This window comes from Superficieibacter sp. (genome assembly GCF_032071645.1).
Lineage (GTDB): Bacteria > Pseudomonadota > Gammaproteobacteria > Enterobacterales > Enterobacteriaceae > Superficieibacter.
Window position 1 is genome coordinate 1 of sequence record NZ_DAMAPU010000011.1, and the last position, 24,664, is coordinate 24,664.

General features: G+C 52.8%; 24 protein-coding genes, 1 pseudogene and 1 other annotated feature. Of the genes and pseudogenes, 5 read left to right on the top strand and 20 right to left on the bottom strand.

Annotation, left to right across the window (positions count from 1 at the left end):
• Positions 1 to 114: 114 nt before the first annotated feature.
• The 4 genes from RT197_RS16850 to rbsK form a co-directional block, all read right to left on the bottom strand.
• Complete coding sequence (locus RT197_RS16850) at positions 115 to 567, bottom strand: DUF1198 family protein (RefSeq protein ID WP_312952300.1); 453 nt, start codon at positions 565 to 567, stop codon at positions 115 to 117.
• 190 nt (positions 568 to 757) lie between these two features.
• Complete coding sequence (locus RT197_RS16855; protein WP_312952301.1) at positions 758 to 1,771, bottom strand: aldose 1-epimerase family protein; 1,014 nt, start codon at positions 1,769 to 1,771, stop codon at positions 758 to 760.
• A gap of 11 nt (positions 1,772 to 1,782) precedes the next feature.
• Positions 1,783 to 3,099: an L-fucose:H+ symporter permease gene (fucP, locus tag RT197_RS16860; RefSeq protein ID WP_312952302.1), complete on the bottom strand. Its 1,317-nt coding sequence runs from the start codon at positions 3,097 to 3,099 to the stop codon at positions 1,783 to 1,785.
• 27 nt (positions 3,100 to 3,126) lie between these two features.
• Entirely contained in the window at positions 3,127 to 4,047 is a 921-nt protein-coding gene (gene rbsK, locus RT197_RS16865) for a ribokinase (RefSeq protein ID WP_312952303.1), read from the bottom strand.
• A 323-nt stretch (positions 4,048 to 4,370) separates the two neighbouring features.
• Here rbsK and RT197_RS16870 point away from each other — a divergent pair, with 323 nt between their 5' ends.
• Entirely contained in the window at positions 4,371 to 5,156 is a 786-nt protein-coding gene (locus RT197_RS16870; protein ID WP_312952304.1) for a DeoR family transcriptional regulator, read from the top strand.
• On the opposite strand, the gene RT197_RS16875 is transcribed toward RT197_RS16870, so the two are convergent.
• The 4 genes from RT197_RS16875 to ivbL all read right to left on the bottom strand — a co-directional run bounded on the left by RT197_RS16875 (position 5,131) and on the right by ivbL (position 8,615).
• Complete coding sequence (locus RT197_RS16875; protein WP_312952305.1) at positions 5,131 to 6,168, bottom strand: glycosyltransferase family 52; 1,038 nt, start codon at positions 6,166 to 6,168, stop codon at positions 5,131 to 5,133. The genes RT197_RS16870 and RT197_RS16875 overlap by 26 nt on opposite strands.
• Before the next feature lie 262 nt (positions 6,169 to 6,430).
• Complete coding sequence (gene ilvN / locus RT197_RS16880; RefSeq protein WP_312952306.1) at positions 6,431 to 6,721, bottom strand: acetolactate synthase small subunit; 291 nt, start codon at positions 6,719 to 6,721, stop codon at positions 6,431 to 6,433.
• Positions 6,722 to 6,724: 3 nt separating this feature from the next.
• Positions 6,725 to 8,413 (bottom strand): acetolactate synthase large subunit, encoded by a 1,689-nt coding sequence (gene ilvB, locus RT197_RS16885; protein ID WP_312952307.1) that lies wholly within the window; start codon positions 8,411 to 8,413, stop codon positions 6,725 to 6,727.
• Positions 8,414 to 8,516: 103 nt separating this feature from the next.
• The gene (ivbL, locus tag RT197_RS16890; RefSeq protein ID WP_312952308.1) at positions 8,517 to 8,615 is read right to left on the bottom strand and encodes an ilvB operon leader peptide IvbL; all 99 of its coding nucleotides are present in this window, start codon (positions 8,613 to 8,615) and stop codon (positions 8,517 to 8,519) included.
• 612 nt (positions 8,616 to 9,227) lie between these two features.
• On the opposite strand from ivbL, the gene tisB reads away from it, so the two are divergent.
• Positions 9,228 to 9,317, top strand: coding sequence for a type I toxin-antitoxin system toxin TisB (gene tisB / locus RT197_RS16895; RefSeq protein WP_103676286.1), 90 nt, complete (start codon positions 9,228 to 9,230; stop codon positions 9,315 to 9,317).
• A 119-nt stretch (positions 9,318 to 9,436) separates the two neighbouring features.
• Positions 9,437 to 10,270 carry a DMT family transporter gene (locus RT197_RS16900; protein ID WP_312952386.1) on the top strand — a complete coding sequence of 278 codons (834 nt, stop codon included), beginning with the start codon at positions 9,437 to 9,439 and terminating at the stop codon, positions 10,268 to 10,270.
• Between the two features lie 85 nt (positions 10,271 to 10,355).
• Here RT197_RS16900 and RT197_RS16905 read toward each other — a convergent pair whose 3' ends face one another.
• From RT197_RS16905 to RT197_RS16925, 5 genes and pseudogenes are all read right to left on the bottom strand, one after another.
• Positions 10,356 to 10,856, bottom strand: coding sequence for a radical SAM protein (locus RT197_RS16905; protein WP_312952309.1), 501 nt, complete (start codon positions 10,854 to 10,856; stop codon positions 10,356 to 10,358).
• Positions 10,853 to 11,215, bottom strand: coding sequence for a DUF202 domain-containing protein (locus RT197_RS16910; protein WP_312952310.1), 363 nt, complete (start codon positions 11,213 to 11,215; stop codon positions 10,853 to 10,855). Before RT197_RS16910 ends, RT197_RS16905 begins: the two co-directional genes overlap by 4 nt.
• Complete coding sequence (locus RT197_RS16915; protein WP_312952311.1) at positions 11,205 to 11,552, bottom strand: DUF202 domain-containing protein; 348 nt, start codon at positions 11,550 to 11,552, stop codon at positions 11,205 to 11,207. The genes RT197_RS16910 and RT197_RS16915 overlap by 11 nt, the downstream gene beginning before the upstream one ends.
• A gap of 387 nt (positions 11,553 to 11,939) precedes the next feature.
• On the bottom strand, positions 11,940 to 13,433 hold the full coding sequence (locus RT197_RS16920; RefSeq protein WP_312952312.1) for a sulfatase-like hydrolase/transferase: 1,494 nt from the start codon (positions 13,431 to 13,433) through the stop codon (positions 11,940 to 11,942).
• Positions 13,430 to 15,144 (bottom strand): annotated as a pseudogene (locus RT197_RS16925) (solute:sodium symporter family transporter). The gene RT197_RS16920 and the pseudogene RT197_RS16925 overlap by 4 nt, the downstream one beginning before the upstream one ends.
• 174 nt (positions 15,145 to 15,318) lie before the next feature.
• Between RT197_RS16925 and RT197_RS16930 the strand changes: the two are divergent.
• Complete coding sequence (locus tag RT197_RS16930; protein WP_312952313.1) at positions 15,319 to 16,194, top strand: AraC family transcriptional regulator; 876 nt, start codon at positions 15,319 to 15,321, stop codon at positions 16,192 to 16,194.
• 23 nt (positions 16,195 to 16,217) lie between these two features.
• Here RT197_RS16930 and RT197_RS16935 read toward each other — a convergent pair whose 3' ends face one another.
• Together RT197_RS16935 and RT197_RS16940 are read right to left on the bottom strand one after the other, a co-directional pair.
• On the bottom strand, positions 16,218 to 17,540 hold the full coding sequence (locus RT197_RS16935) for a 6-phospho-alpha-glucosidase (RefSeq protein WP_312952314.1): 1,323 nt from the start codon (positions 17,538 to 17,540) through the stop codon (positions 16,218 to 16,220).
• Positions 17,537 to 19,156 (bottom strand): alpha-glucoside-specific PTS transporter subunit IIBC, encoded by a 1,620-nt coding sequence (locus tag RT197_RS16940; RefSeq protein ID WP_312952315.1) that lies wholly within the window; start codon positions 19,154 to 19,156, stop codon positions 17,537 to 17,539. Before RT197_RS16940 ends, RT197_RS16935 begins: the two co-directional genes overlap by 4 nt.
• A gap of 276 nt (positions 19,157 to 19,432) precedes the next feature.
• On the opposite strand from RT197_RS16940, the gene RT197_RS16945 reads away from it, so the two are divergent.
• The gene (locus tag RT197_RS16945) at positions 19,433 to 20,137 is read left to right on the top strand and encodes a GntR family transcriptional regulator (RefSeq protein ID WP_312952316.1); all 705 of its coding nucleotides are present in this window, start codon (positions 19,433 to 19,435) and stop codon (positions 20,135 to 20,137) included.
• Here the strand turns inward: RT197_RS16945 and RT197_RS16950 are convergent.
• From RT197_RS16950 to ibpA, 5 genes are all read right to left on the bottom strand, one after another.
• Positions 20,134 to 21,795, bottom strand: coding sequence for a putative transporter (locus tag RT197_RS16950; RefSeq protein WP_312952317.1), 1,662 nt, complete (start codon positions 21,793 to 21,795; stop codon positions 20,134 to 20,136). The two genes, RT197_RS16945 and RT197_RS16950, sit on opposite strands and share 4 nt — an antisense overlap.
• Positions 21,796 to 21,905: 110 nt before the next feature.
• Positions 21,906 to 22,367: a PIN domain-containing protein gene (locus RT197_RS16955; protein ID WP_312952318.1), complete on the bottom strand. Its 462-nt coding sequence runs from the start codon at positions 22,365 to 22,367 to the stop codon at positions 21,906 to 21,908.
• A complete protein-coding gene (locus RT197_RS16960) occupies positions 22,364 to 23,497 on the bottom strand; it encodes an AAA family ATPase (RefSeq protein WP_312952319.1) in 1,134 nt (377 codons plus the stop codon). The genes RT197_RS16955 and RT197_RS16960 overlap by 4 nt, the downstream gene beginning before the upstream one ends.
• Positions 23,498 to 23,603: 106 nt before the next feature.
• A complete protein-coding gene (gene ibpB / locus RT197_RS16965; RefSeq protein WP_312952320.1) occupies positions 23,604 to 24,032 on the bottom strand; it encodes a small heat shock chaperone IbpB in 429 nt (142 codons plus the stop codon).
• A gap of 113 nt (positions 24,033 to 24,145) precedes the next feature.
• On the bottom strand, positions 24,146 to 24,559 hold the full coding sequence (gene ibpA / locus RT197_RS16970; protein ID WP_312952321.1) for a small heat shock chaperone IbpA: 414 nt from the start codon (positions 24,557 to 24,559) through the stop codon (positions 24,146 to 24,148).
• Positions 24,553 to 24,629: a sequence feature (ROSE (Repression Of Heat Shock gene Expression) occurs in the 5'-region of heat shock genes and acts as an RNA thermometer to modulate expression.), on the bottom strand. (Overlaps the previous gene by 7 nt.)
• Positions 24,630 to 24,664 lie beyond the last annotated feature (35 nt).

The following is a 24,664-nucleotide window of genomic DNA, read 5'->3' on the forward strand; positions in this document are numbered from 1 at the left end:
CGGCACCGGACGTCACCCCGCGCTCGGTCAGTTCCCTCTCCCTTGAGGGAGAGGGTTAGGGTGAGGGGGGAAAGTACGCGCCCGGAAGCCCATCTCCCGAAAGCCCCCATCCCATCAGTGCAGCCAGAACACGCCCTCTTCCGGCATAAACAGCGCGTTATAGCGCGTCTGAAAGGCATTCAGCTCCCAGGCTTCCGGCTCCAGCTCGCGTAAAAAACCCTGCGCCAGACGGAGCTGGGTATCGGTAATCGGCGCGGCCAGCCGCGCTTTTTGCAGCAGCCGGTGCCAGCGCAGCAGATTCTGTTCGCTGCTATCCACCACCGAAACCTGCCAGATCAGCAAAACCTGGGCGGCATTTTGCAGATGCGATTCATCCGGTCGCTCAAGGTACTGTAAATACTCGTGACCAGCCGTCTTACCCATCTGATCAATCATTGACTCGATCGGCTCAGGCGTCAGCGACAACCGCTCGCTCAGGCGGCGGATCGCCCGGCGGGAGCCGGAGGTTAATACCCGAAATCCGACTACAAACACAACGACCAGCGTTGCCAGCATTATCCAGATCATGCATCTCTCACTTAACGTCCTTCGGGGCAGCGCAGCCGCGTAACAGCATCGTATGATACACAATGGGTGGGTTCTGTTAACAGGACATACTCCCACACTATGCCTCATTTGCGGAATTTGCGGCTCAGGAAGGGTCAGATTTTACGCGAGAGTTTTATTGACCGGCCAGCAGCAGTCTGGCCGGAGGAAATCAGGCAATACCGGTCGTCACGCTGAAGCGGCGCGTTTGCTGCGGCTCAAGATGCGCCAGGGTGCCGTTATTTTGCGCAGCCAGGAAACCCTCCGGGCGGCAGGTAGCGGGGAGCGCAAAGGCGGCAACCTGCTGATCGCCGTTATAGAGGATCCAGCGCGTGACGTAATTGAAGTCAGCGCTGGAGAATCGCGTGACGAACGTGGTGCCATCGGGGGCGATCATGCGAAACTCTGGCGCGCTTGCATAGCGATCGAGTTTGTCGGCGAAAAAGACGATCTCCGGGTCGTAATAGTGCGGCTCATTAAGGATTTCCAGCGAGGCCTCCCCCTGCAAAATTCGCTGATTGAAAGCCAGCCACTGTTCCGTCGGTTTAACGTGTGCCGGAACCGACTCGCGCAGCGTCAGCGCCTCGTCCGGCACGTTCTGGCTGAAGGTCGCCTGCGCCACGTAAGCATAATTCATATGGCACATGTACTGGAGCGGCATGGCAACCGATGCCAGGTTAGTTACCGCCATCTGAATATCAAACAGCGCGCTGCCTTTATGCATGACGACCGCAGGCTGCGCCTGATAATGATGACCGAAGCCCATCACGTATTCATAGCCTCCGCCAATGCGCAGGCTATCACCCGCCAGTTCCAGCCAGGCGTCGTCCATCCGGGCGCAGGCCATTTCGCCATGCAGCGGATGGGTATCTTCCGGCGACGGGCAGCCGTTCGCCAACAGGCCGGAGTGAAAGGCGAAACAGCCGTAGGTTTCCACAATTTCACCGGCGGGCTTCGGCTGGCTGAACATGTTGCGCATGGTCAGATCCTGCCCGTCAAACACCGCATCCCAAATCATTTGTCCCATCCAGGGAAGAATGACCAGATGCCCGCGCGCGTTGGCGACGCGCAGCCCCTCGACGCCACTGGCATAGCGGAAGGCCGTAACGGTGAAATCGTCATTTTCAAGCAGGATTCGCGGCTGTTCGCTGAACAGTTCCCGCCAGAGCGTTAAACGCGTTGTCATGATTGTTCTCCTCAGGAAGCCGTGGCTGCGGTCAGGTTGCGCCGGACCTTGCTTTCACGCCAGAAGTAGATGCCCACATACACAAAGCACAGCATTGAAACGAGGAAGGAAAGCTGGAGCGAGTGCAGCATGTCCGCCACGTAGCCCTGAACCGCCGGGACTACCGCCGCGCCAACAATCGCCATGACGATCACCGCGCCCGCCATTTCTGTATGTTCGTTATCAACCGTATCCAGCGTTCCGGCATAGATCGTCGCCCAGCAGGGTCCGAACAGCACGCTCACTAATACCGCGACGTAGACCGCGCTGAAGCTGGGTGCCAGCGCGACATAGACGAGGAACAGCGCGCCGATGATGGAATAGAGGATCAGCACTTTTTCCGGGTTAAAACGGGTCATCAGGATATTGGCGATGAATTTGCCAATGAAGAAACAGGCGAAGCTGTAGACCATAAAGTTGGAAGCATCGCGCTCATTAATGTCACCCAGTTCCAGCGCCAGACGGATGGTGAAAGACCAGACCGCAACCTGCATCCCGACATAAAGGAACTGCGCCAGAATACCGCGACGGAAGCGGGCATTGCTCGCCAGATAGCGCAGCGTATCCATTGCCGACGGGCGTCTGTGGCTTGCCGTTTGCGCCACTTTACAGGTCGGGAAGCGGGTCAGCAGGAACAGCACCATCACCACAACCAGCACCATAATCATGTATTTATACGGCTCCAGCGTGTTTTCCAGCATCAAGACTTTGAAGTTGTGGATCTGCTCCGCGTTCATGCCCGCCATCTGTTTTTGCAAACTCTCGCCTTCGGAGAAGACCAGATATTTCCCCAGCAGGATCCCTGCTGCCGCACCAATCGGGTAGAAGGTCTGGCTGATGTTGAGGCGCAGCGTGGCGTAAGCCCTCGGTCCAATCATTGAACTGTAAGTGTTTGCCGCCGTTTCCAGGAAGCTCAGACCAATGGCGATGGCGAAAATCGCCGCCAGGAACATGGTGTAGGTGGCCATGTGCGAGGCGGGGAAGAACAGGGTACAGCCAACGATATACAGCGTCAGGCCGGTTAAAATAGCCACTTTGTAGCTGGTTTTTTTAATGACCAGCGAGGCCGGGATCGCAATTAAAAAATAACCGCCGTAAAAGGCGCTTTGTACCAGCGCCGATGCGAAGTTACTTAATGAAAAAACACTTTTGAACTGGGTAATTAAAATATCATTTAACGCAGCCGCGCATCCCCAGAGTGGGAACAGGCAGGATAACAAAATAAACTGGAACAGAGGTGTTTTATTCAGATACCCGTCAGGCATCTGAACGATGTTTTTATCGTTCATAGTGCTACCTTTTACTGTACAGGGTGATTATTCGTTTAATGCCAGAAATTCATTGAATTGCTCAATGCTGGGATATGACGACTGAGTGCCTTTTCCCGTCACGCTAAAAGCGGCGAAGAGAGAGGCTTTTTTCATGGCGGTTTCAACATCTCCGCTCTGGACGTAATAATGCGCAAAGCAACCGATAAAGGCGTCGCCCGCGCCGCTGGTGTCGACGGCATTGACTTTATAAGAGGGAACATGGACTTCCTGGTCGCGCGTTAACCACAGCGCACCTTTTTCGCCCATTGTGACAATAATATTATTCAACCCTTTTTCGATCAGACTACGGGCGGCGGCACGAATATTATCGTGAGTGTCCACCGGCATTCCGGTCAGAATTTCCAGCTCGGTTTCATTAGGGACAAAGAAATCGCATTTACAGGCATACGACATATCCAGTTCGCGCAGCGCCGGAGCCGGATTTAACAGCACTTTGATGCCGTGTTTTTTGCCGAATTCGATGGCGTGATACACCGTCTCCAGCTGAACTTCCAGTTGCAGAACAATAAGCTGGCATTTTTTTAAATCTTCTGCCGCGCGGTCGATATCCTCCGGGGAGAGGAATTTGTTAGCCCCTTTAATAATCAGAATGCTGTTGCTGGAATTGGGATTAACAAAAATAGGCGCCACGCCGCTGCTGGTACAGGGGACTTTCTCCACATAGGTGGTATTGATGCCCCATGACTCCAGGTTACGAATGGTATTATCAGCAAAAATATCGTCGCCGACTTTGGTCAGCATCAGCACTTTAGAATTCAGCTTGGCGGCTGCCACAGCCTGGTTCGCCCCCTTGCCGCCGCAGCCGATTTTGAACGCGGGCGCTTCAAGCGTTTCGCCCTCTTTAGGCATCTGGTGGGTGTAGGTGATGAGATCCACCATGTTGGAGCCGATAACCGCGATATCCATTTTACTACCTCTCGGAAACAATCACATAACAATGATATTATCGTAACATTAGCATGTTATTTTAGTATCATTTGTGACTAGGATCGCGATTATGCAACGATTTCCTCGCCTGGAATTTACTCAATCTACGGGAAGACCTGCCAGCGTCTGTGGCTTCATAAAAGGATAATCAGTTGATAATTTGACGGTTATATCGCGAAATACGCCGCATAACAGGCTTTTCTTTCACATTTGCGCACAGTATAGTAACTCATGGTCGCCATGTTACTGACGACAAGAAAATGTTACTCACGAAACATTATCCGCGTCTGATGAGAGGGAAAATGGAGACTAAACAAAAAGAACGTATTCGTCGCCTGATGGAGCTTCTGAAAAAGACCGATCGTATCCACCTTAAAGAGGCGGCGCGGATGCTGGAAGTGTCGGTGATGACCATTCGCCGCGATTTCAGTCAGGAAAGCCCCGATCCCCTGCCGCTGACCCTGCTCGGGGGTTATATCGTGATGGTGAACAAGCCTGCCCAGCCCGTGGCATCTTCGCTGCCACCCGCGCCTTATCATCAGGATGACGTTCCGCTGGCGATTCTGGCTGCGGGACTGGTCAACGAAAACGATCTGGTTTTTTTTGATAACGGCGCGGAAATGCCGCTGGTTATCAGCATGATCCCCGATGACATTACCTTTACCGGCATCTGCTATTCACATCGGGTTTTTGTGGCGCTGAATGAAAAGGCGAACGCGACGGCGGTTCTGTGCGGGGGAACTTATCGCGCGAAGAGTGACGCTTTCTACGACGCCAATAATCCATCACCACTCGATTCGCTTAACCCGCGCAAAGTCTTTATTTCCGCCAGCGGCGTACACACTCACTTCGGCGTAACCTGGTTTAATGCGGACGACCTCGCCACCAAACGCAAAGCGATGGATCACGGCCTGCGCAAAATCCTGCTGGCGCGCCATGCGCTATTTGATGAAGTTGCGCCCGCCAGTATGGGGCCGCTTTCCGCGTTTGACGTGCTGATCAGCGACCGGCCGCTACCGACAGAGTATGCCGCCCAGTGCCGGAACGGCTCCGTAAAAGTAATTACGCCAGATTCTGAGAGTGAATAAGCGGTTCGCTGACCGCAGAAGGTTCATCCAGGTCAAGGATGTCCACCTTTTCGCTATTCGCAAACAGCGCGAAGGAATCACGAATATCAGGCCGGATCAGCGAGGTTTTTAGCAGCGTGATGTGAACATTGTCTAATTTCATCACGTTGAGCTGGCAGGTACTGGCGAAGCCAAAGACGTTGACGCGCTGATAGCGCGTCGAGAGCTGGCAGATGTAATCTTCGGAGATCGAATCCAGGACGATCTCTTCCATACCGAAACGCTGACTGCTTTTCTCTCGTGGATGCCTTAAATATTGAAAAGCGCGATGACGGTCGGAAATATGCTTTATTTTATTTACCAGGGCCGCAAGGTTATCATCATTTTTATTATGGAGAATATCTTTGAATTTAGATCCGACAAAAACATTGATTTCCCCCTGATTGCGCGCAATGGCGGTGTGATGGGATGCCGTCAGATAGTCATTCGAAATAATATCAAGATACACAATATCGCATTTAACATTACGGTTGTTGCTTTCTTTATTAACAATCGAAAAATGCAACTCGCTTTTTTCAGCGATATCTCTGATGTTGTAAGGCGTGCCAAGCCATGCCTGAGTGAGCTTGCGGCTAAGACCTTTGCGGAGTTTTATCTGTTTATCCAGATAACCTACCGAGTTAATACTTAAAATACCGTCATCAAAGGTTCTTATTTTGACGTTGCGGGGCAACAGCTTCAATATGTACTGAATAGAAAGATGGCTAATGTTCGCCATATAAACACAGGCAATGTTCTTACGATTAAGAAAGTTTTTTATTTTAAGAATATTAAAAAAACCATAGTCCATATTGGCAACCAGGCCAGAAGCGAAATCGTTATTTACCGCTTCGTAGATATAAGGTTTTAGCTCGACTTTGGTCTTGAGGTAGATCACATGGAAGCGATAATTGCTATATCGCTGTTTAATTTGCGAAACAATTCTGAGCTGAAGCGGGGAGCAAACAATAAACAAATGTTCAACGATATCCATCACTTACACGCTCATAATATTAAGAATTCCGCCATAATACCATTCCAAAATGATACCGTAAAGTCACCATATGTGGCATATAGAGCGGTTATGTGTATCTAAAAAAGCACCATTAATAATTGAAGGGATATTAAAAAACAGGTCTTCGTTAGCCGCTCAACATTTTTTGATAAGCTACTCATTTTATGCAAAGAAATAACACACTCATCAATTAGTAAATTCTGGCTGAACAAGGGATTACCCCTCGTTCAGCCTGCAAGATTTACTCAAAGAACACCGATATTTTGTTAAACATCGTCGGATCAGACTGGCTGCGGTTGATTTTTACCACGTCCTCCAGTTTTTCGACCTGGCTTATCATCTGCTCCAGCCGCCAGTCGTCGTTGACCAGCAGCCAGATACGGCTGAGCTCGGTGTCCCGTAGCGGCAGACACAGAATGCCTTCAACGTTAAACGCACGACGGGCAAACAGGCCGCAGACGTGGGTCATAACGCCAGGGTGGTTGCGCACGGTGAGTTCCAGAATAACGTTTTCGTGAGTGAGCTGTTGCATGGTTTATTCCCCCACCATTTCAGTATTGGCCGCACCCGGCGGAACCATTGGATACACTTTTTCACTGGCATCAATGCGCACGTGGATCAGCGCCGGACCGGGCCGGGCGATAATCTCCTGCAAGGCCGCCTGCGGATCATCCTGCGCATTTAAATCGCAGGTTTGCAGACCAAATCCGGCGGCGATCAGCATAAAGTTCACGGTGCCGGGATAGGTGGCGGCAAAAACGCCCTGCGGATAAAACAGGCTTTGCTGCTGATGAACCAGCCCCAGCGCCTCGTTATTCATCAGAATGATTTTGACGTCGAGATTGTTTTCGGCGGCAGTGGCCATTTCCTGAATATTCATCATCAGGCTGCCGTCACCGGAAAAACACAACACTTTGCGGTCAGGATTAGCCAGCGCGGCACCAATGGCCGCCGGAAGTCCAAAGCCCATCGTGCCCAGCCCGCCGGAGGTCAGCCACTGGCGCGGACGGTTCAGCGGGTAAGCCTGTGCAGTCCACATCTGGTGCTGACCGACGTCGGTGGTGACGATGGCGCTATCATCCACACAGGCGGCGACAGCGTTAATCAGCCCGTAGTGACTGAGCGGATCGCCCGCTTCCGGGATCGCGCCAGGGAATTCGCGCTGTAAATCCGCTACCAGCGCGCGCCACTCCGTGCGCGGCTGGGCGTCGATATGGGGGATCAGGGCATCCAGCACTTCGCCAACGTCGGCCTGAATGGCGATGTGCGGCTGCTTAATTTTTCCCAGTTCGGCGCGGTCAATGTCCACATGAATAATCTTCGCATTCGGACAGAATTCAGCGGTTTTGCCGATCGCCCGGTCATCAAAACGTGCGCCGAGTACCACCAGCAAATCCGACTCCTGCAAAATATAATTGGTGCTGCGCGCGCCGTGCATCCCCAACATGCCCAGCGACAGCGGATGTGCCTTCGGCAACATGCCCAGCGCCAGCAGGGTCATCGTGGTCGGCAGATTCGCTTTCTCCGCCAGCTGGCGCACCTGTTCCGGGGCGTTAATGGTGCCGCCGCCCAGATAGAGCACCGGGCGCGAGGCCGCGTTAATCATCGCCGCCGCGTCGTGAATACTTTGCGCCTCAAAGGCGGGCGCTGGCGTGCGGCAGCCCGGCTCCGGCAGTTCGCTCATCTCAATTTCAGCGGTTTGTACGTCCTTAGGAATATCTATCCACACCGGCCCCGGACGCCCGGACTGGGCGATCCGAAACGCATCGCTTATCACCTGTGGCAGTTCGGCGATGTTACGCACTAAATAGTTATGTTTGGTGATGGGGATAGAAATACCGTAGGTATCCACTTCCTGAAAAGCGTCGGTGCCGATCATTGAGGCGGGAACCTGACCGGTAATGCAGACCAGCGGAATGGAGTCGAGACGCGCATCGGCGATAGCCGTCACCAGGTTAGTCGCACCCGGTCCGCTACAGGCGATACACACGGCGGGTTTACCGTCGGTACGCGCCATGCCCTGGGCAATAAATCCCGCGCCCTGTTCGTGACGCGCCAGGATATGGCGGATAGATTTGCTCTGGCTTAATGCGTCATAGAGAGGAAGCACTGTCCCGCCGGGGATGCCCGTTACCGTCGTGATGCCCTGACGCTCCAGTAAATGTACGATCAACTGCGCGCCGGTATAGCGTGTGGTCTGCGATATTGTGCCCGAACTTGCCATGCTCCAGTCCTTTTCTTCTGGGCCGACTTTCCGGGCAGGCTCTTAAACGAAAAACCCCGCCCGGTTTGCGCCGGCGGGGTTTTGGAAGTGTGTGTCCAGGACCCTACGGCGCATTGCCGACGACCACCACCACACGCACGACGACAGCCGCAGCGGGTAGCGCGGTTGCTAGTAGCGTCGTGTTGAGCATGGAATGGTTCATTAGGGACCTGATGACTTATGAAGTTAGTGGTTTCATACAAGCACAGGATTTGCGCTGAAACAACTGCTTTTTTTGTAGCCGGGTAAAACTGGGGAGACGATCACAGTTTTGTGGTAAGACAATTGAGGCAGCACGGCGGCGATCTGCTGGCATACGGTGCAAAAGCGATGCTTTGTTCAATATCAGGCAGGCGAGTAGAGCTACATAACAAAACGCCCCCAACCAGTAAGGCCGAGGGCGATTTTTGCAGCGTTTTGCGGGTGGTAACCGCAGAGCACACTGTGTTACGTCAACGCAAGAAGTATACGCGATCCCGCAAGAACGCGCAATTTTCTTCCCTTTTTTGACCTGAATGAGTATGGAACACGTCGCTTTTTTTGTCCATAAAATACTGTTCATAAATACAGTATTTATCTATACTGGTTATGTTCGCAGTGTGACATTCAGGGTCCGCTCTATTACGGCGCGATAGATCGTCCTGGCTGAAACGGGTGGTGCCGTCAGTGCCTTAACCCTGAGAGAGCACACTGTGTTACGCCAACAATACGGCTGGCAACAGGCGGCGGAAAGGTACGTCAGTCGGTCGTGCTCCTTTACCTAAAGGAGAAGCGTATGGGCGAAATGGATATGGTCATTCTTATCCTGAAACTCATTGTTGCCTTGCTGCAACTGCTTGATGCAGTCCTGAAATACCTCCGGTAAATCAGGTTCAGGCCGCACCGGAGAGGGACGGGCAACCGTCCCTCTCTCACAAATTCCCACTGGTTTTATCAGCGGTGGTTATGTTACATTTTTGTGACAACTTCCAATTACATGCCGCCATGACCATTACCGTTTTCTGTGTTCTGCTGTTTGCCGCACTGTTGCACGCAAGCTGGAATGCCATTGTTAAAGCGGGCAGCGACAAGCTCTATTCCGCCATTAGCGTCAGCGGTTCGGCGGCGCTTATCGCGCTCATTATGATCCCATTCTCGGTGCAGCCTACGCTGGCGAGCGTGCCGTACCTGATCGCATCCTGTGCCCTGCAGGTGGTGTACACGGTGCTGGTAGCGCGTATTTATCACATCTCCGACATGAGCCAGACTTATCCATTAATGCGCGGCACCGCGCCGCTGCTGGTAGCGCTGGTGAGCGTGGTCATCCTTGGCGAACATCTTACGCCGCTGGCGTGGACGGGCATTGGCGTCATTTGTCTGGCGATCCTCGCGATGGCCTTTAACGGGCGCTTACGTTTAACAAAAGGCGTCTGCCTCGCCCTGCTCAACGCCTTTTTTATCGCGGGTTATACGCTGGTTGACGGTAACGGCGTGCGCGTTTCCGGCACCGCGCTTGGCTATACGCTGTGGACCTTCTTTATGAACGGTGCCTGCCTGCTGTGCTGGGCGCTGATCGCCCGCCGCCGCGAGGCTACGCGCTATTTGACGCGCCACTGGAAAAAGGGCATTCCCGGCGGGATTGGTACGATGGGTTCTTACGGTCTGGCGCTCTGGGCTATGACCCAGGCTCCGCTGGCGGTTGTCGCGGCGCTGCGTGAAACCTCTATTTTGTTCGGCGCGCTGATTGCGGCGATCGTGCTTAAAGAAAAGGTCACACCGCTGCGCGTGCTCGCCGCCTGTGGGATCGCCGCCGGGGCAATACTGCTGCGGCTGGCGTGAGGATTTACGCAGTAAAGGCTATCAGCGTATATTTAGCATATATATTGACTATATCGGCGACCGCTATGTCTGCACAGGAAAGCACCTACCCCAGCAGCGCCATCAGTTCCATCGGCGAGCGGTGCTGGTTTAGCAGGTCGCGCATGACCCGCATATAAGGCGCGGTGTAAGCGAAAAACTGGTGGTAGCCGCTGCACAATATGCTCCGATCCTGCGATATACCACATCCGGCGCAAAAACGTCGGTGTTCGCAGTGACGGCATCTGGTACAGAGCGTTTCCGGCGGAATACTGCCCGGTTGCAGGCCTCGCCAGATGTTCAGGGTCGTTTCAAATAACGATACCGATACGCGTCCGACATCTTCTCTCACCCAGATATCAAATACCGTATTCAGAAAACGCCCCCACGCGTCCCCCGTCAGCGAACTGGCGCTGGGTTGCCCGTGCGCATTCAGCTCCACCAGCGGGAGAAAGTGGATATGGGAGAGATGCAGACTCCGGTACAACCGCTCCGGCTGGCGGCTGATCGCCAGATCGATGGTGATATCACACGGCATGGCATCTTCCATGATGTAGCGTTCACTCATAGTAATTCCTGAATCACACTCAAGAGTTGTCGTATATGAGTCATAGCAAACAATAATGCGAGGGAAAGGACCGCGAGGGAGATCAAAAATTTGTCACGAACTACGCCCGGCTGGGCAAAATCGCCGTGCGCGATATCCATGAGACTGCGACGGCGGGTGTAGTGCCAGAGCAGCGCAGCAACGATAGCCAGAATAATAATGGAGATCCAGAACAGCGCCCCGGCCTGATGCCAGTGGTGCTTTACCGCCAGCGCCATCAGCGCGCTGTAACCCAAAAGAGTACGAAACCAGGCCAGCGAGGTTCGTTCGGGTTGCAGACCGGGGTCCTGCTGGCGGCGGGCTTTACGGCTATCCGGCATAAAGCACCAGCGCCATCACAATGACCACGACGATCAGCAAAACAATGCTTATCACCAACAGAGTACGGGTGTAGGGCAAATCTTCTTTCAGGCGCATGGCTGTTTCATTGCGCAGCCAACGCAGATAACCATAAATCGACAGCCCACCGGCAAAAAGGCACAGCAGCAGGGCCAGCAACTCGCGAATGGCGGGCGTGGCGAAATCCGGGGCAAGCTGGTCAAGCCCGACGCCTGCGGCCAGGAAACCCAGCGCGGTGCGGATCCAGGCAAGAAAAGTACGTTCATTTGCCAGCGAGAAGCGGTAGTCCGGTGCTTCTCCGAGGCGGGATATTTTCATAACAGCTCCTTAGTGACGTCTGCATTAATTTTACCTGAAGAGCGATGTACGATCTGCAAAACCCGCCACAGAGTGTAAAAGTGATACGGATCCGTACTGAGATTCCGGGCCAGCAGGCGTCGTTGGCACAGCCTGTTCGGAAACGGACAGAATGGAAAGACAGAATTACTGTTTTTGGCGAAGGCTGAAAGAGGCTTGTGAACCCAGACGTGGTATGAGTATGCACCTTTCCTTCCGGGTGAGGGTGGGGTAAGAGTAGCGCCGGGGCTTGTACTCTTCCCCTCTCCCTAACCCTCTCCCCAGGGAGAGGGAACCGTCCGGGTACAGGGTTAAGCCCGCCGTCTGTTTTAATTTATGACAACGGCTTAACCCTTCCTCCCCGCCCCATCAAAACTTCTGCTTCTTCTCCTCAACCTTCACGCCCTGGGTGGGCAGGCCGGTGTCGTAGTCGCGTACCACGGGGGAATACCCGTCTTCCGGGCGCGGACGGAAAGCGCCCATCCAGCGCGGTTGCACATCCTTACGCCACGGGCGCAGGCTCCACTGATAGGTGCGGAACGGGTCGCGGATTTTATCCATATAGTTAAGCAGCGCGTCGTGCAGTTGGCTGCGCACTTCGGCCAGCGCCGGGTCGTCGATGAGGTTATGCAGCTCGTCAGGATCGCTGTGCCGATCGTACAGTTCATCGCTGGTAAACAGGTTCAGCACCAGCTTCCAGCGGTCCGTTATCCAACAGCGCACCGGAATAAACCCGCCGAAGCTGTCGTGCTCAATCTCGTAACGGTTGAATTCCACCATCACGCCGCGTCCGGCATCCGCCGCCAGAATGTTTTCACCCGGCAAAATCGCAGGTTTCTCAATGTCTGCCAGGGCCATCATCGTCGGCAGGAGATCGATATGGCTGACCGGGGTATCAACCTGCACCGGCGTTCCGCGCGGCGGGCGCATAATCAGCGGAATGCGGGTGATATCGTCATACATCGCCGCGCCTTTACTGATGAGTTTATGCGCGCCCATCATTTCCCCGTGATCGGAGGTGTAAATCACCCAGGTATTGTCACGCTGGGCAGGCGTCAGGGCGTTGATGACCCGACCAATCTGATCGTCTACAAAATCATTACAGGCAAAATACATCGGATGATGATAACGCCCGTCAGCGCCGACCGGCGAGGGCATCGCCTGCGCCCACAGGCGGTGGTGCTCCGGCTTAGTGGCTAAATCATCGTCTGCCTTTGCGCCAAGATCGTAGAAAAAATCCTCGTACTTTTGCAGATATTCCACCGGACAGGTGAAGGGATGATGCGGTTCATCATAGGAGACGACCATTAAAAACGGCTCTTCGTCGCGCGCGGGCTGCTGCAAAAAATCGACCGCCCGATTACTGATGCGGTGCGCCCAGGTGAACGTCTCATCAATATGGTGCGCCTGCAAATCCTCCACGCTGTTCAGCCCGTTGCGCCACAGGCCGATCTGCTGATCGGTCAGCTCAGACAGGTAATTCGCGCCGTCGTACCAGTAGTCGGCATCCCATTCCGGCGGACAAACGCCGGTGCCGAAATAGTCGTGCCCATCGAGGTGCCATTTGCCGATATAGCAGGTGTGATAACCCGCATCTTTAAAATAACGGCCCATCGTTGAGATATTTTTGCCCGGCGCAACGTTATTGGTCCACGGGCCGGACTGGTTGGCGTAGATGCCGGTAAACAGCCCCGCACGCGCCGGGGTGCAAACCGGGGAGCAGGTATAGGCGGAGTTGAAGCGTATGCCCTCGTCGGCAAGCGCATCAATATGATTGGTGTTCAGTGGCTTACCGCTATAGCACCCGACCATATTGGTGGCCTGGGTATCGGTCATAATGAACAGGAAATTTGGACGACTCATGGTTTTTCCTTAACGTCAGTAGCATAAACCGCAGGTATGGCGTGGCGATCCCGCCAGCTGCTGTAAATCAGGTAGACAACCACGGCGGCGGTGATGCCGTAGCTAATCAGCGTCAGCCAGCGCGTCTCATAGCCGCCAAACTGCGCCAGCCCGGCGTAAACGCCAATCATCGCGAACAGGATGCCGACGGAGGCAATCTTCACGTTTTTCCATGGCTGCATATCCACCGCGAAGGCATCGTGGAATTTAAACGGCGTTGCGCGCGGCTTGATCGCCCCAATAATCAACATCACCACGACGTTGATGCAGAAGGTGCAGGCCAGCACATAGAGGAAGTGGAAATCAAATTTCACTAAGTAATTGATGGTGATATAGCTGACGATACCGAGGAACATGGCAACTTTCGCCGCCAGCGCGGGAATTCGCGGGAAGAAGAAGCCCATAATAATGATGGTCACCAACGGAACGTTGTAGATACCGTTCAGCTGTTTCATCCAGCTGTATAAACCCTGCGGCGCGTTGGCGATCCACGGCGCAACCAGCACGGAAATAATGGCAATAAAGAAACCAAACTTTCGCCCGACGGCAACCAGTCGATCGGGTTGCGCATTCGGGTTAATAATGCGTCGGTAGATCCCCATGCTAAATAAGGTACTGGCGCTGTTTAAAAAGCCATTAAAGGTGCTGATAATCGCGCCAAATAACACGGCACCAAAGAACCCGACCAGCGGTACAGGGAGAACATTATTGACCAACGTTGGATACGCTAAATCTGCTTTCGGTAAATCCTGATACAGGTGAAAAGCGATAAGCCCCGGTAATACCAGTACCAGGGGGTCGAGCATTTTCAGAACCGCCGTTAACAGCGCCCCTTTTTGCCCCTCAGCGAGACTTTTTGATGCTAACGTGCGCTGAACGATACCCTGATTAGTACACCAGTAAAACGTGTTCACCAGAATCAGGCCGGTAAACGCCGCGCCAATCGGCAGAGGATCGGACGCCCCGCCAATAGAATTTAATTTCTCTGCGTGGACGGTGGTGAGCTGTTCAATGCCCTGCAGAAAGCTCCCTTTCCCCATCGCCATCAGACCAAAAACGGGCACCATCAGGCCACCAATCACCAGGCCAATACCGTTTATTGAGTCAGCGACGGCCATCGCCCGTAACCCGCCGATTACCGCATAAACGATCCCCGCCAGCCCAAGTAAAATCACTAACAGCCAGATGCCGCTCCCTGGGAGATATTCAGCGATTCGCCAACGTGAAACAGGCTATTAAGCGCCAGCGCGCCGGAATAAAGCACGATGGGCAAAAAGCAGACCCCGGTCGCGATCAGGAAGCAGAAATCGATAATAATACGGGTGGTTTTATCGTAACGTTCTTCAAGAAAATCAGGAATGGTGGCGATGCCACGCTGGAGGTAGCGCGGCAGGAAGATCAGCGCCAGAAAAATCAGCGTGACGGCGGAGGTCACTTCCCAGCCCATCACTGACATGCCGCTTTTGTACGCCTGCCCGGACAGCCCCACCAGTTGCTCGGTGGAGAGGTTGGTCAACATCAGCGACGCGGCAATTACTGGCGCTTTCAGCGACCGTCCGGCGAGAAAGTATCCCTGTTGCGAGCCGGTGTCGGTTTTGCGCACCTTCCACCAGGTAATGACCGCCACCAGCAAGGTAAAGCCGACAAAGCTAAAAATTTGTGTAGCATTCATCTTGTACCCCATGTTTATCGTTATATTCCGACGCAGCGATAAATAAATAGCGATCACGCCGGGTTTAGGTGATGATTTTTCTAAAACGAGATGCAATGTATCCCTGAGCAGTTCTTTTTTTGCTAAATTCCAAAAAATCAGGTTGCTGGCATCATTCGCTGAAGGGAAATTAAAATGAATGGAAAAAAGCATAATTCGCATGTAAAAAACGAAACCACCTACAATATTCCGTTAGTTCTTGAAGAAAATGTGATCTCAAGCGGAATTTCGCTGATCTCGTTATGGCACACGCTGGCCGATGAAAGCTACCGTGTGATGTGGCCTCGCGACAAAAAGAAGCCGCTCATCGCCAACTCATGGGTCGCGATTTATACCCTTCAGGGATGCGGAAAAATTAAACTTAACGATAATTCCGAAATTGTTCTTAATGGCAATTGCGTTATATTCTTAAAACCAATCGATATAAAGTCTTATCATTGTGATGGTCTGATTTGGGAACAATACTGGATGGAATTTATCCCTACCAGCGTTATGGAGATCCCTTTATTTCAGCAAGCTATTATCTATAACGGAAATAACTTTAAGGATGAGCTTAATGAAGTTGAAAAGCTGATCGCCAGCCGAAATCCAGTGAAAAATAATCTGGCGGTCGCCTTTCTGACAAAGATCATCTACCAGTGGATTTGTCTGATCCTGGAAAACGGCACCAAAGACCGCCAGCTTCTCCGCATAGAAAAATTGATCGCCCTGCTCCACGCCGATCTGCAAAAACGCTGGAGCGTAGCCGACATGGCGCAGTGGATGCAGTGCAGCGAACAGTACTTGCGCCGCCTGTTTTTGCGCTATACCGGGAAAACGCCGAAGGAATACTATCTGGATGCCCGGCTGGATCTGGCGCTGTCGCTGCTTAAACAGGAAGGGAATTCAGTCAGCAAAATCGCCGATATGCTTAACTTCTTTGATTCGTTTCACTTCAGCAAGGCGTTTAAGCGGAAGTTTGGCTATGCGCCTTCGGCGGTGATGAGGAGAGAAGGGGAGATTGCCGGGTAACGTTGTGCTACCCGGCAACAAGCTTACCTCAGCTCCGGCCAATACGCCTTATTAGCCTCAATCAAATCATCCAGAATGGCCTTCGCCACCGAGGCGCTCGGCACGGTTTTCGACAGGGTGATGGCCTGCCACAGTCTCTGATACGACCGTTCTTCCCACGCATCCACCACCAGTTTTTCCACCGCCACCTGCTGGCTCATCAGCCCTTTCTGGAAGTGCGGAATATCACCCACGGTCAGCGGCTCTGGCCCATTTTTTCCCACCAGACAGGGAATTTCGACCATCGCGTCGGCGTCGAAATTATGGATAGCCCCATTATTGGGCACAATCAGCAGCATTCGCTCCTGGGTGTTGAAGGCAATGGCCGCCGCCAAATCGACGATGTAGGACGCATGTTCATCAATCTCCAGATCCCCGGCGGCAGAGTGACCGGCTTTTATGATAGCGCGGCAGGCGCTGAACACCTGCTTCTCACGGTGATCCATCACCTCGTTGGCGCGGGTACGTTCCGGGTTGGCGTGCGCGACCACGTAATCCGGGTACAGATAATATTTCAGGTACGTATTCGGCATAGTCTCGGGATCGAGCGCCTGCACATCTTTTGCCTTGCTGAAAGTATCATTCCAGCTTGCTTCGGTGTGCGGATCGTTCGACGGCGGCACATAGCCGTGTTTTGCCACGTACTCGCGCAGTTGCGGCATCAAATCGTTGCCCTGCAAATCCTCAATCGCGTTCCACCAGCCAAAATGGTTCAGGCCGTAGTAGCGCACGCGTAGCTGCTTACGATCCTGAAGGCCGACAATCTGTGCCATCCGCCCTTCAATGCCGATCGGCATATCGCAGATGTTGAGGATTTTCGCGTTCGGGCGCAGACGACGCGTGGCCTCGGCGACAATCGCCGCCGGATTGGAATAGTTCAGCATCCATGCATTCGGGGAATACTGTTCCATATAATCGACCAGCTCCAGCACCCCGCCGATGGAGCGCATCCCGTAGGCAATGCCGCCCGGCCCGCAGGTTTCCTGACCCAGCACGCCGTGGCGCAGCGGGATTTTTTCATCTTTTTCGCGCATCGGGTATTTGCCGACGCGGATGTGCGCCATCACGAAATCCACATCGCTGAACGCGGCTTGCGGGTCAGTGGTATAGCTGAATTCAATATCCGGTGCCTGTTCCTTCATAATGATTTTGCAGGCTTCAGCGACGATTTCCTGACGTGCGCCGTCGTTGTCATAGAACTTCAGCGATCGCAGCGGCAGACGGTGCTGATTTGCTAATAACATCAATACAATACCTGGCGTAAACGTGCTGCCACCACCGGCAATAACTACTGAGAATTTTTTCATGATACAGCCTCTGTCATGTTGGAATGTTCATTAACGCATTGCGTTTTTATCAGCACTTCAAGCTGATCCCGGACCTGCGGGACATTCAGCCCGACAATGACCTGAATCGCGTTACCACGGCGGACAACCCCGTGCGCACCCAGCGCCCTGAAGACGTCATCACTCTGCATTCTGGCGGGATCAATTAACTCAATGCGCAGGCGCGTCGCACAGTTATTCACGCTTTCAATATTGTCCGCACCGCCCAGCGCCTGGAGGAATCCGGCAGCCTGGCCGAGACGAGTAGCGGGCTCTGCGGCGGTCGTTTGCCCCTGCGCCGCTTTATAATCGGCTTTGCTGTAAAGTTTGATTTCACTGTCTTCGCGCCCCGGCGTTTTCAGGTTGAAGCGCAGGATCAACGTGCGGAAGACCACGAACCAGATGGCGGTGAAGCACAGACCAATACCCATCTGGATGAACATCACCGATGCGTGGTTATGGAACATCGGCATCCAGTTCAGCGGTAAAAATTCGTTGAGCATTCCGCCGCCGAACATCCCCACGACGCCCGCCATATACATCACAGCGGTCATGGTGGCGGCTAACAGGGCGTGAATAACGAACAGGAACGGCGCAATAAACAAGAAGGTAAATTCCAGCGGCTCGGTAATGCCGACCAGAATTGCCGTCAGGGTTGCCGGGATCAGTAAGCCTGCCACTTTCGCGCGGTTTTGCGGTGCGGCGGTGAAGTAGATAGCCAGCGCCACACCCGGTGCGCCGAAGACTTTCGAGTTACCGTGCATGGCGAAACCGCCAGCGGGGAACAGGTCTTTCAACGGCTGGGAGCTTTGGCTAAATTCGTGCAGATGCTGGATCCAGTAAGGCTGTAATCCACCTTCAACCACCGCCGGACCAAACACAAACGGGCCATAGACAAAATGATGCAGCCCGGTGGGAATTAAAATACGTTCCAGGAAGGTGTAAATCCATACGCCCAGCGCGCCCGCTCCGCTTAAAAAAGTTTGCAATGACTGAATGGCGATCTGCACTTTTGGCCAGCACAGCAGGGTTATCCAGGCGCAGGGGATCATCATAAAAAAGGCGACGATCACGACAAACGATGTCCCCTGGAATATTCCAAGAAATACCGGCAATGTTTTTTCATAGCAGCGATTATGGATCGCGGTAACAATGCCAGAAATCGCAATTGCCCCAATAATGCTGGTATCGAGCGTTTTGATCCCGGCAATCATTGTCAGGCCGCTACCGGTTGTCGGTTCAATCGCGAAATTAACGCCAAAAAAACCGCCCCACGTCATTCCCATCGCGCAAATAAAATAGTTCCATGTTAAGAAACTCACTAATACAGCCAGGCAGGCACGCCCATGTGCATGTTTTGCCAGACCCAAAGGCAGCCCGACGGCAAATATAAGCGGCATATTACGAAAAATAGTCCAGCCACCTTCTTCGATAATTTTTATAATTTGGAAAAAAAGACTATCGGGTCGGGTAAGAGAATCACCAACAAACATCGGATTTTGTAACATGATGGCAATGCCAACAACCATCCCGGCAAACGGGAAAAGCAGCACTGGCGTGAACATCGCACCACCAAAGCGTTGAATTTGACTAAGCATTTTTTACATCCTCGATAAAGAACACGTAGAGCATTTATTTTTTTGTGATAGCGTCCTGCTGCGTTAACAATAAAAAGAGGGCGAATAAAAAACATGAAACATTAGAATTATTTGTGACCGAACTCATGATTTTAAATTAGGGCGAGTTGTATTGTTTTCTGCCAAATGTTAGACATGTTTATCTGCCGCTTAACTTTTCATTTTTATAACCTGTTGCTTTATATTGATAAATAGTACGTTTACCGATGCGTACCGGGGACAAGGAGAGATCTAACGATGATCTACAAATCGATAGCCGATAAATTACGGCTGCGGCTTAATTCAGAGCATTACAATGTTGGCAGTCCACTTCCGGGCGAAAAAAAGCTGGCGGAGGAGTATGCCGTTTCGCGGATGACCATTCGTAAAGCCATTGATTTGTTAATTCTCTGGGGGCTGGTCGAACGTAAACACGGTAGCGGAACGTATGTGATTCAAAAGGATGTGTATCAGGAGACCAGCAATCTGACCGGATTATGCGAGGTCATGGAGAGCCAGGGCCGGATTGTATTCAGTAAGGTTCTGGATTTTGTGGTGATGCCCGCGCCGCCCGCTATTGCCAGGCAGCTACGAATTCAGCCCGATGAGCGGATTTATTATTCGCGGCGTCTACGTTATGTCGATGATAAACCTATAATGCTTGAAGACAGCTATATGCCGGTAAAGCTGTTTCGCAATTTATCGATTGCACATCTGGAAGGCTCGAAGTTTCGCTATATTGAAAATGAGTGCGGAATAATAATCACCGGGAATTATGAAAGCCTGTCGCCGGTGCTGGCGGACAGAAAAGTTGCGCAATTAATGATGGTGACAGAAAATACGCCGCTATTGCGTATTACTTCACTTTCCTACAGCAATAGCGGCGAGTTTTTAAACTATTCGATTATGTTTCGCAATGCCAGCGAGTATCAGGTCGATTACCACCTGCTGCGCGTGCATTAACTTATCCCCCAGAACAGAACTGCCAGCAACTGGGGGGTGATAATGCGCAGGAACATGACCAGCGGGTAAACCGTGGCGTATGACAGCGCTGCCGCCCCGCTGGTCGAATGGAGATTGTTCGCAAAAGCCAGCGCGGGCGGATCGGTCATGGACCCGGCGAGCATCCCGCAAATGGTCAGATAATTCATCTTCGCCAACATGCGCGCCAGAATGCCGACGGTGATAAGCGGAATACCGGTGATAAAAATACCGTAGCCTACCCAGCTTAAACCATCGCCCTCAACCAGCGTCTGAACAAAGTCACCGCCGGATTTCAGCCCGACGACTGCCAGAAACAGCACGATCCCCAGCTCACGCAGCGCGAGGTTTGCGCTCGGCGGCATAAACCAGTACAGCTTGCCGATAGTGCCGATGCGCCCGAGGATCAGCGCCATAATCAGCGGCCCACCGGCCAGCCCCAGCTTCAGCGCGACCGGGAAACCGGGGATAAACAGCGGAATGGAGCCCAGCAGCACGCCGAGCCCGATGCCGATAAATACCGGCAGCATCTGCACCTGCTGAAGTTTTTGCTGCGCGTTGCCCAGCTCCGCCGCGACCGCATCAATTGATGCCTGGCGGCCCACCAGATTAAGAATATCGCCGAACTGCAATACGGCGCTGTTGCTGGCGACCAGCTCGATCCCGGCGCGGTTAAGTCTTGAAATCACCACGTCATAGCGCTGTTTGAAATCCAGATCGCGCAGCTTCTTGCCGAGCACTTTTTCGTTAGTGACCACCACCCGCTCAACGCAAAGGTCGGTGCCGTGCGTTGACAGCGAGGTTTCAACCTCTTTACCAATCACCAGCTTCGCGGCAGTCAGATCCGCCTGCTGCCCGACCAGATACAGCAAATCGCCGTTCTGAATCAGGGTCGTGGGCGCGGGAACCATCAGGATATCGCCACGTTTCAGGCGCGAGCAGACGATTTTATCGCTGTCGAGCAACGGGATCTCCTGTAACGCAAGGTTATGCAGATTCGGGTTTTCAACGCAGAGATTAATGGTCTGAAGCTGGAGATTTCTGCTGCCGGAACTGGCATCAAAGTCCTGCGCTTCTTTCTCAACGCTAACGCGAAAGAAAAGGCGAATCAGCCACATAGAGAGAAGAATGCCGCAAATACCAAACGGATAGGCCATTGCGTAGCTCATCCCCATTTGATCGACGACATCTCCGCCCACGCCAAGGTCACGCAGGATCTGCTGCCCGGCTCCCAGCGCGGGCGTATTCGTCACCGCACCGGAGAAAATGCCGAGCACCACCGGCAGCGGAACATTAAAGAATTTGTGCACAATGGCGGTGACCAGCCCGCCCATAATGACGATGAGGATGGCAAATAAATTCAGCCGCAGTCCCGATACCCGCAACGAGGTAAAAAACCCCGGTCCCACCTGAATACCAATGGTGTAGACAAAGAGGATCAGGCCAAACTCCTGAATAAAATGCAGCATCGGGCTACTCAGGGTGATGCCTGCCTGTTCGACAAAGTGTCCGACGATAATGCCACCAAAAAGCACCCCGCCGATGCCAAACCCCACACCGCGTATTTTGATATTGCCGATCCACAACCCTACTACAGCCACCAGCGCCAGAACGCTGACGGTTAATGCTATATCACTCATCTTTTTTTCCCTGTGAATAACATTACGGATAGAAAGGATTCTGGCAGAGATAACGGGGGATGTATGGGTGGTAGCGCACAAAAAAGCCCCGTGAGTTCGGGGCTTTCAGATCAGGCAACAATAGTTTGTTGATATGTCATATGCAGGCTGGCGATTTTCGCGATATCGGTATCGTTCGAGCACAATTCGAGGCTGTTACAGTGCGCGCTACAAAAATGAAAAACATCAAAGCGCCGTTTATCAACGTTGCGTTTTTCATTGAGTTTTATCGCGTTATCCTTGTCCAGGCGGAAGAGATTAGCGGATAGCTCAGAAATATCGCGGGTGATCTCCAGTTCTGGAAATTCGTTAAGTGTCGTCTGCATCGTCAGGAAATCAGCCTGGTTTTGCCAGCTAATCCCTCTTAATACTTCGTAGCGCACCAGCGGAGTAATAAAAATCAGCGCTTCCGGGTCGTTTAACAGCGCCGCGAGTTTTTCGCTGGCAATCGCTTTCATCGCCTCCGACGTGGTGCCGTTAGTATCAAAGGCGGCGATCAAAAGATTAGCGTCCAGCAAAACTTTCCGTGTCATTTTTTACTCTCCTGCTGTTTCAGCAACGCCAGCAGACGTGCTTTTCCTGCGGCCTGTTCGTCTACGCTGCTGTTTTCAAACTTCATTTGATTAAGATCGACCTGGAAAACGTCTCTTAAAATATCCGCCAACGCGGCTTTATTCGGAGCCGGAATGAGCCTGGTTTTTACCGCACCGTCATCATCGCGATACAGCGTATACGCCTCGCCTTCTTTCAACTGTGAAAGTACGACCGATGAGTGGGTGGTAATGTAGAACGTCGTGTTGGGGAAGAGTTTTTTCAGCAGCGGAATGATGCTGGCCTGCCAGGTCAGGTGCAGATGGCTTTCGATTTCATCAATTAACACGATCCCATTTACTTTTTGCAGCTCGGTTTCATTGGTGAAGTAGCCGTAGCCAGACACGATAGCCTGGATGAGTTTCAGGATGGAGGTAAAACCGGAGCTAAGCTGTGCCAGTTCGCGCTTTTGCCCCTCAATCTTCAGGCTGACGCGATCATCACCGCTGATTTCGAGGAAATCGGGATCGATACGGGCATCGATATCATGCAGCAAACGAATGACCGTTTTGATTTCGATTTCGCGATTGTCTTCTTTTTTCTGATACGGGTTGGAGGAGCGGGCAAGCGTAACAAACCACTCTTCGATACTGGTTTCCATGTTCATAGAGCCAAAATCGGACTTCATTTTATACATTGTTGCTGTGAGATATTTTTCCCGCCGCTGGGACAGCGTGCCTGGAGGCTGACCCGACGAGCGCTCGCTATGTTTCACGACGCCTCTTGCCTGCGCTCCAAGGAAAATAACGGGGTGAGGATGGGCAAGGCTGGAAAATATTTCGGTAAGTTTTGAGGAAGTGGGAAAAATTTTGTCGTCAATGCCAATAACCACATCGGGCTGCCCGCTTTTCAGGAACGATCTGAATCTGAAATCACCGTGCGCAAACCCAACTGAAACACCTTTAACCTGTTCACAGCTAAAAAACAGAACCTGAAACAGCGCCTCCAGCGTTTTGGTCTTGCCCACGCCATTCGCGCCGATAAAGGTATAAATGTGTTGATCTGGCGCGAGGTCGAGCTGGACCCGCCCGACGCCTGACAGCCCTTCAAATTCCACTTTTTCAACGCGCATAGCCGCTCCCGAATTCCCGCATTGTGACCAGTGTATCCCGTCATTGCTCTGCGGGCAAAGAGACAAAAAAGGCTCCACAACGGGAGCCTTTTAAAGAGGGCGCAGCTTAACTATTCAGCGCCGGACGCTCGCTGATAGCGATACGCTGGGGAGCGATGGCCTCGGGGACATTGCGCACAATATCAATATGCAGCAGACCGTTATTGAAGGTCGCTCCGGCGACTTCCATATATTCAGCCAGGGTAAACGTCAGGCTGAACGGTTGCATCACCAGTCCCTGATGTAGCCATTTCGGTTCGGTTTCGCTTTTGACCGGCGTGCCTTTAACGGTCAGGCGGGTGCCTTCAAGCTGGATATCCAGATCTTCCTGACGGAATCCGGCCAGCGCGAGGGTGATGCGATAGTGGTTATCGTCACCTTTTTCGATGTTATACGGCGGGAAGGCCTGGCCTTCCGTGGTGCTTTGCAGCGCGTTGGCCAGTTTGTCAAAACCAATCCATTGACGCAGCAGCGGGGATAAATCGTAGTTACGCATATTACATTCTCCTTCTGAGAAGCGAGTGAATATCTGCAAATCCGAAGATTCGCATCGGCTCCCTGACGGCGAGCACGGGTTAAAACAGGCCGCCTGCGGCGACCCGGATGAAATTAGTTGATATCGATACGGCGCGGTTTTTTCGCTTCAGGAACAACGCGTTCCAGTTCGACATACAGCAGGCCGTTGACCAGGTTTGCGCCTTTCACATGAATGTTTTCCGCAAGCTGGAATTTACGTTCGAAGTTACGCTCGGCGATACCCTGATAAAGGTAGGTACGTTCTTTCTGCTCGGTGGCATGGGAGCCTTTTACCACCAGCAGGTTGTCCTGGGCGGTGATTTCCAGCTCGCTCTCCGCAAAACCGGCTACGGCAATCGCAATGCGGTAGTGGTTTTCATCTACCAGTTCCACGTTATACGGAGGATAGCCGCCGTTGCTCTGGGTCTGGTTGTTTTCCAGCAGGTTAAACAGACGATCGAAGCCGATAGCTGAACGGTACAGTGGGGAGAGATCGAAATTACGCATAATAAAAGCTCCTGAAATCAGCGAGTATTTTGTTACTGACCTTCCGTCATGGACAGGTCGGGAGTCCCGGAACACCCCTCAGGCATGTTCCTCATTGGGTTACAC

What these genes read in the sequence shown, in the direction of transcription:
- ibpA (WP_312952321.1), bottom strand. Translation starts at nt 24,559, where the DNA reads ATGCGTAATTTCGATCTCTCCCCACTGTACCGTTCAGCTATCGGCTTC.
- rbsK (WP_312952303.1), bottom strand. Translation starts at nt 4,047, where the DNA reads ATGGATATCGCGGTTATCGGCTCCAACATGGTGGATCTCATCACCTAC.
- ivbL (WP_312952308.1), bottom strand. Translation starts at nt 8,615, where the DNA reads ATGAACCATTCCATGCTCAACACGACGCTACTAGCAACCGCGCTACCC.
- RT197_RS16945 (WP_312952316.1), top strand. Translation starts at nt 19,433, where the DNA reads ATGATCTACAAATCGATAGCCGATAAATTACGGCTGCGGCTTAATTCA.
- fucP (WP_312952302.1), bottom strand. Translation starts at nt 3,099, where the DNA reads ATGAACGATAAAAACATCGTTCAGATGCCTGACGGGTATCTGAATAAA.
- ibpB (WP_312952320.1), bottom strand. Translation starts at nt 24,032, where the DNA reads ATGCGTAACTACGATTTATCCCCGCTGCTGCGTCAATGGATTGGTTTT.
- ilvB (WP_312952307.1), bottom strand. Translation starts at nt 8,413, where the DNA reads ATGGCAAGTTCGGGCACAATATCGCAGACCACACGCTATACCGGCGCG.
- RT197_RS16930 (WP_312952313.1), top strand. Translation starts at nt 15,319, where the DNA reads ATGAATGGAAAAAAGCATAATTCGCATGTAAAAAACGAAACCACCTAC.
- RT197_RS16875 (WP_312952305.1), bottom strand. Translation starts at nt 6,168, where the DNA reads ATGGATATCGTTGAACATTTGTTTATTGTTTGCTCCCCGCTTCAGCTC.
- RT197_RS16915 (WP_312952311.1), bottom strand. Translation starts at nt 11,552, where the DNA reads ATGAAAATATCCCGCCTCGGAGAAGCACCGGACTACCGCTTCTCGCTG.
- RT197_RS16910 (WP_312952310.1), bottom strand. Translation starts at nt 11,215, where the DNA reads ATGCCGGATAGCCGTAAAGCCCGCCGCCAGCAGGACCCCGGTCTGCAA.
- RT197_RS16940 (WP_312952315.1), bottom strand. Translation starts at nt 19,156, where the DNA reads ATGCTTAGTCAAATTCAACGCTTTGGTGGTGCGATGTTCACGCCAGTG.
- RT197_RS16935 (WP_312952314.1), bottom strand. Translation starts at nt 17,540, where the DNA reads ATGAAAAAATTCTCAGTAGTTATTGCCGGTGGTGGCAGCACGTTTACG.
- RT197_RS16950 (WP_312952317.1), bottom strand. Translation starts at nt 21,795, where the DNA reads ATGAGTGATATAGCATTAACCGTCAGCGTTCTGGCGCTGGTGGCTGTA.
- RT197_RS16855 (WP_312952301.1), bottom strand. Translation starts at nt 1,771, where the DNA reads ATGACAACGCGTTTAACGCTCTGGCGGGAACTGTTCAGCGAACAGCCG.
- tisB (WP_103676286.1), top strand. Translation starts at nt 9,228, where the DNA reads ATGGGCGAAATGGATATGGTCATTCTTATCCTGAAACTCATTGTTGCC.
- RT197_RS16920 (WP_312952312.1), bottom strand. Translation starts at nt 13,433, where the DNA reads ATGAGTCGTCCAAATTTCCTGTTCATTATGACCGATACCCAGGCCACC.
- RT197_RS16900 (WP_312952386.1), top strand. Translation starts at nt 9,437, where the DNA reads ATGACCATTACCGTTTTCTGTGTTCTGCTGTTTGCCGCACTGTTGCAC.
- RT197_RS16960 (WP_312952319.1), bottom strand. Translation starts at nt 23,497, where the DNA reads ATGCGCGTTGAAAAAGTGGAATTTGAAGGGCTGTCAGGCGTCGGGCGG.
- RT197_RS16870 (WP_312952304.1), top strand. Translation starts at nt 4,371, where the DNA reads ATGGAGACTAAACAAAAAGAACGTATTCGTCGCCTGATGGAGCTTCTG.
- RT197_RS16955 (WP_312952318.1), bottom strand. Translation starts at nt 22,367, where the DNA reads ATGACACGGAAAGTTTTGCTGGACGCTAATCTTTTGATCGCCGCCTTT.
- ilvN (WP_312952306.1), bottom strand. Translation starts at nt 6,721, where the DNA reads ATGCAACAGCTCACTCACGAAAACGTTATTCTGGAACTCACCGTGCGC.
- RT197_RS16905 (WP_312952309.1), bottom strand. Translation starts at nt 10,856, where the DNA reads ATGAGTGAACGCTACATCATGGAAGATGCCATGCCGTGTGATATCACC.
- RT197_RS16850 (WP_312952300.1), bottom strand. Translation starts at nt 567, where the DNA reads ATGATCTGGATAATGCTGGCAACGCTGGTCGTTGTGTTTGTAGTCGGA.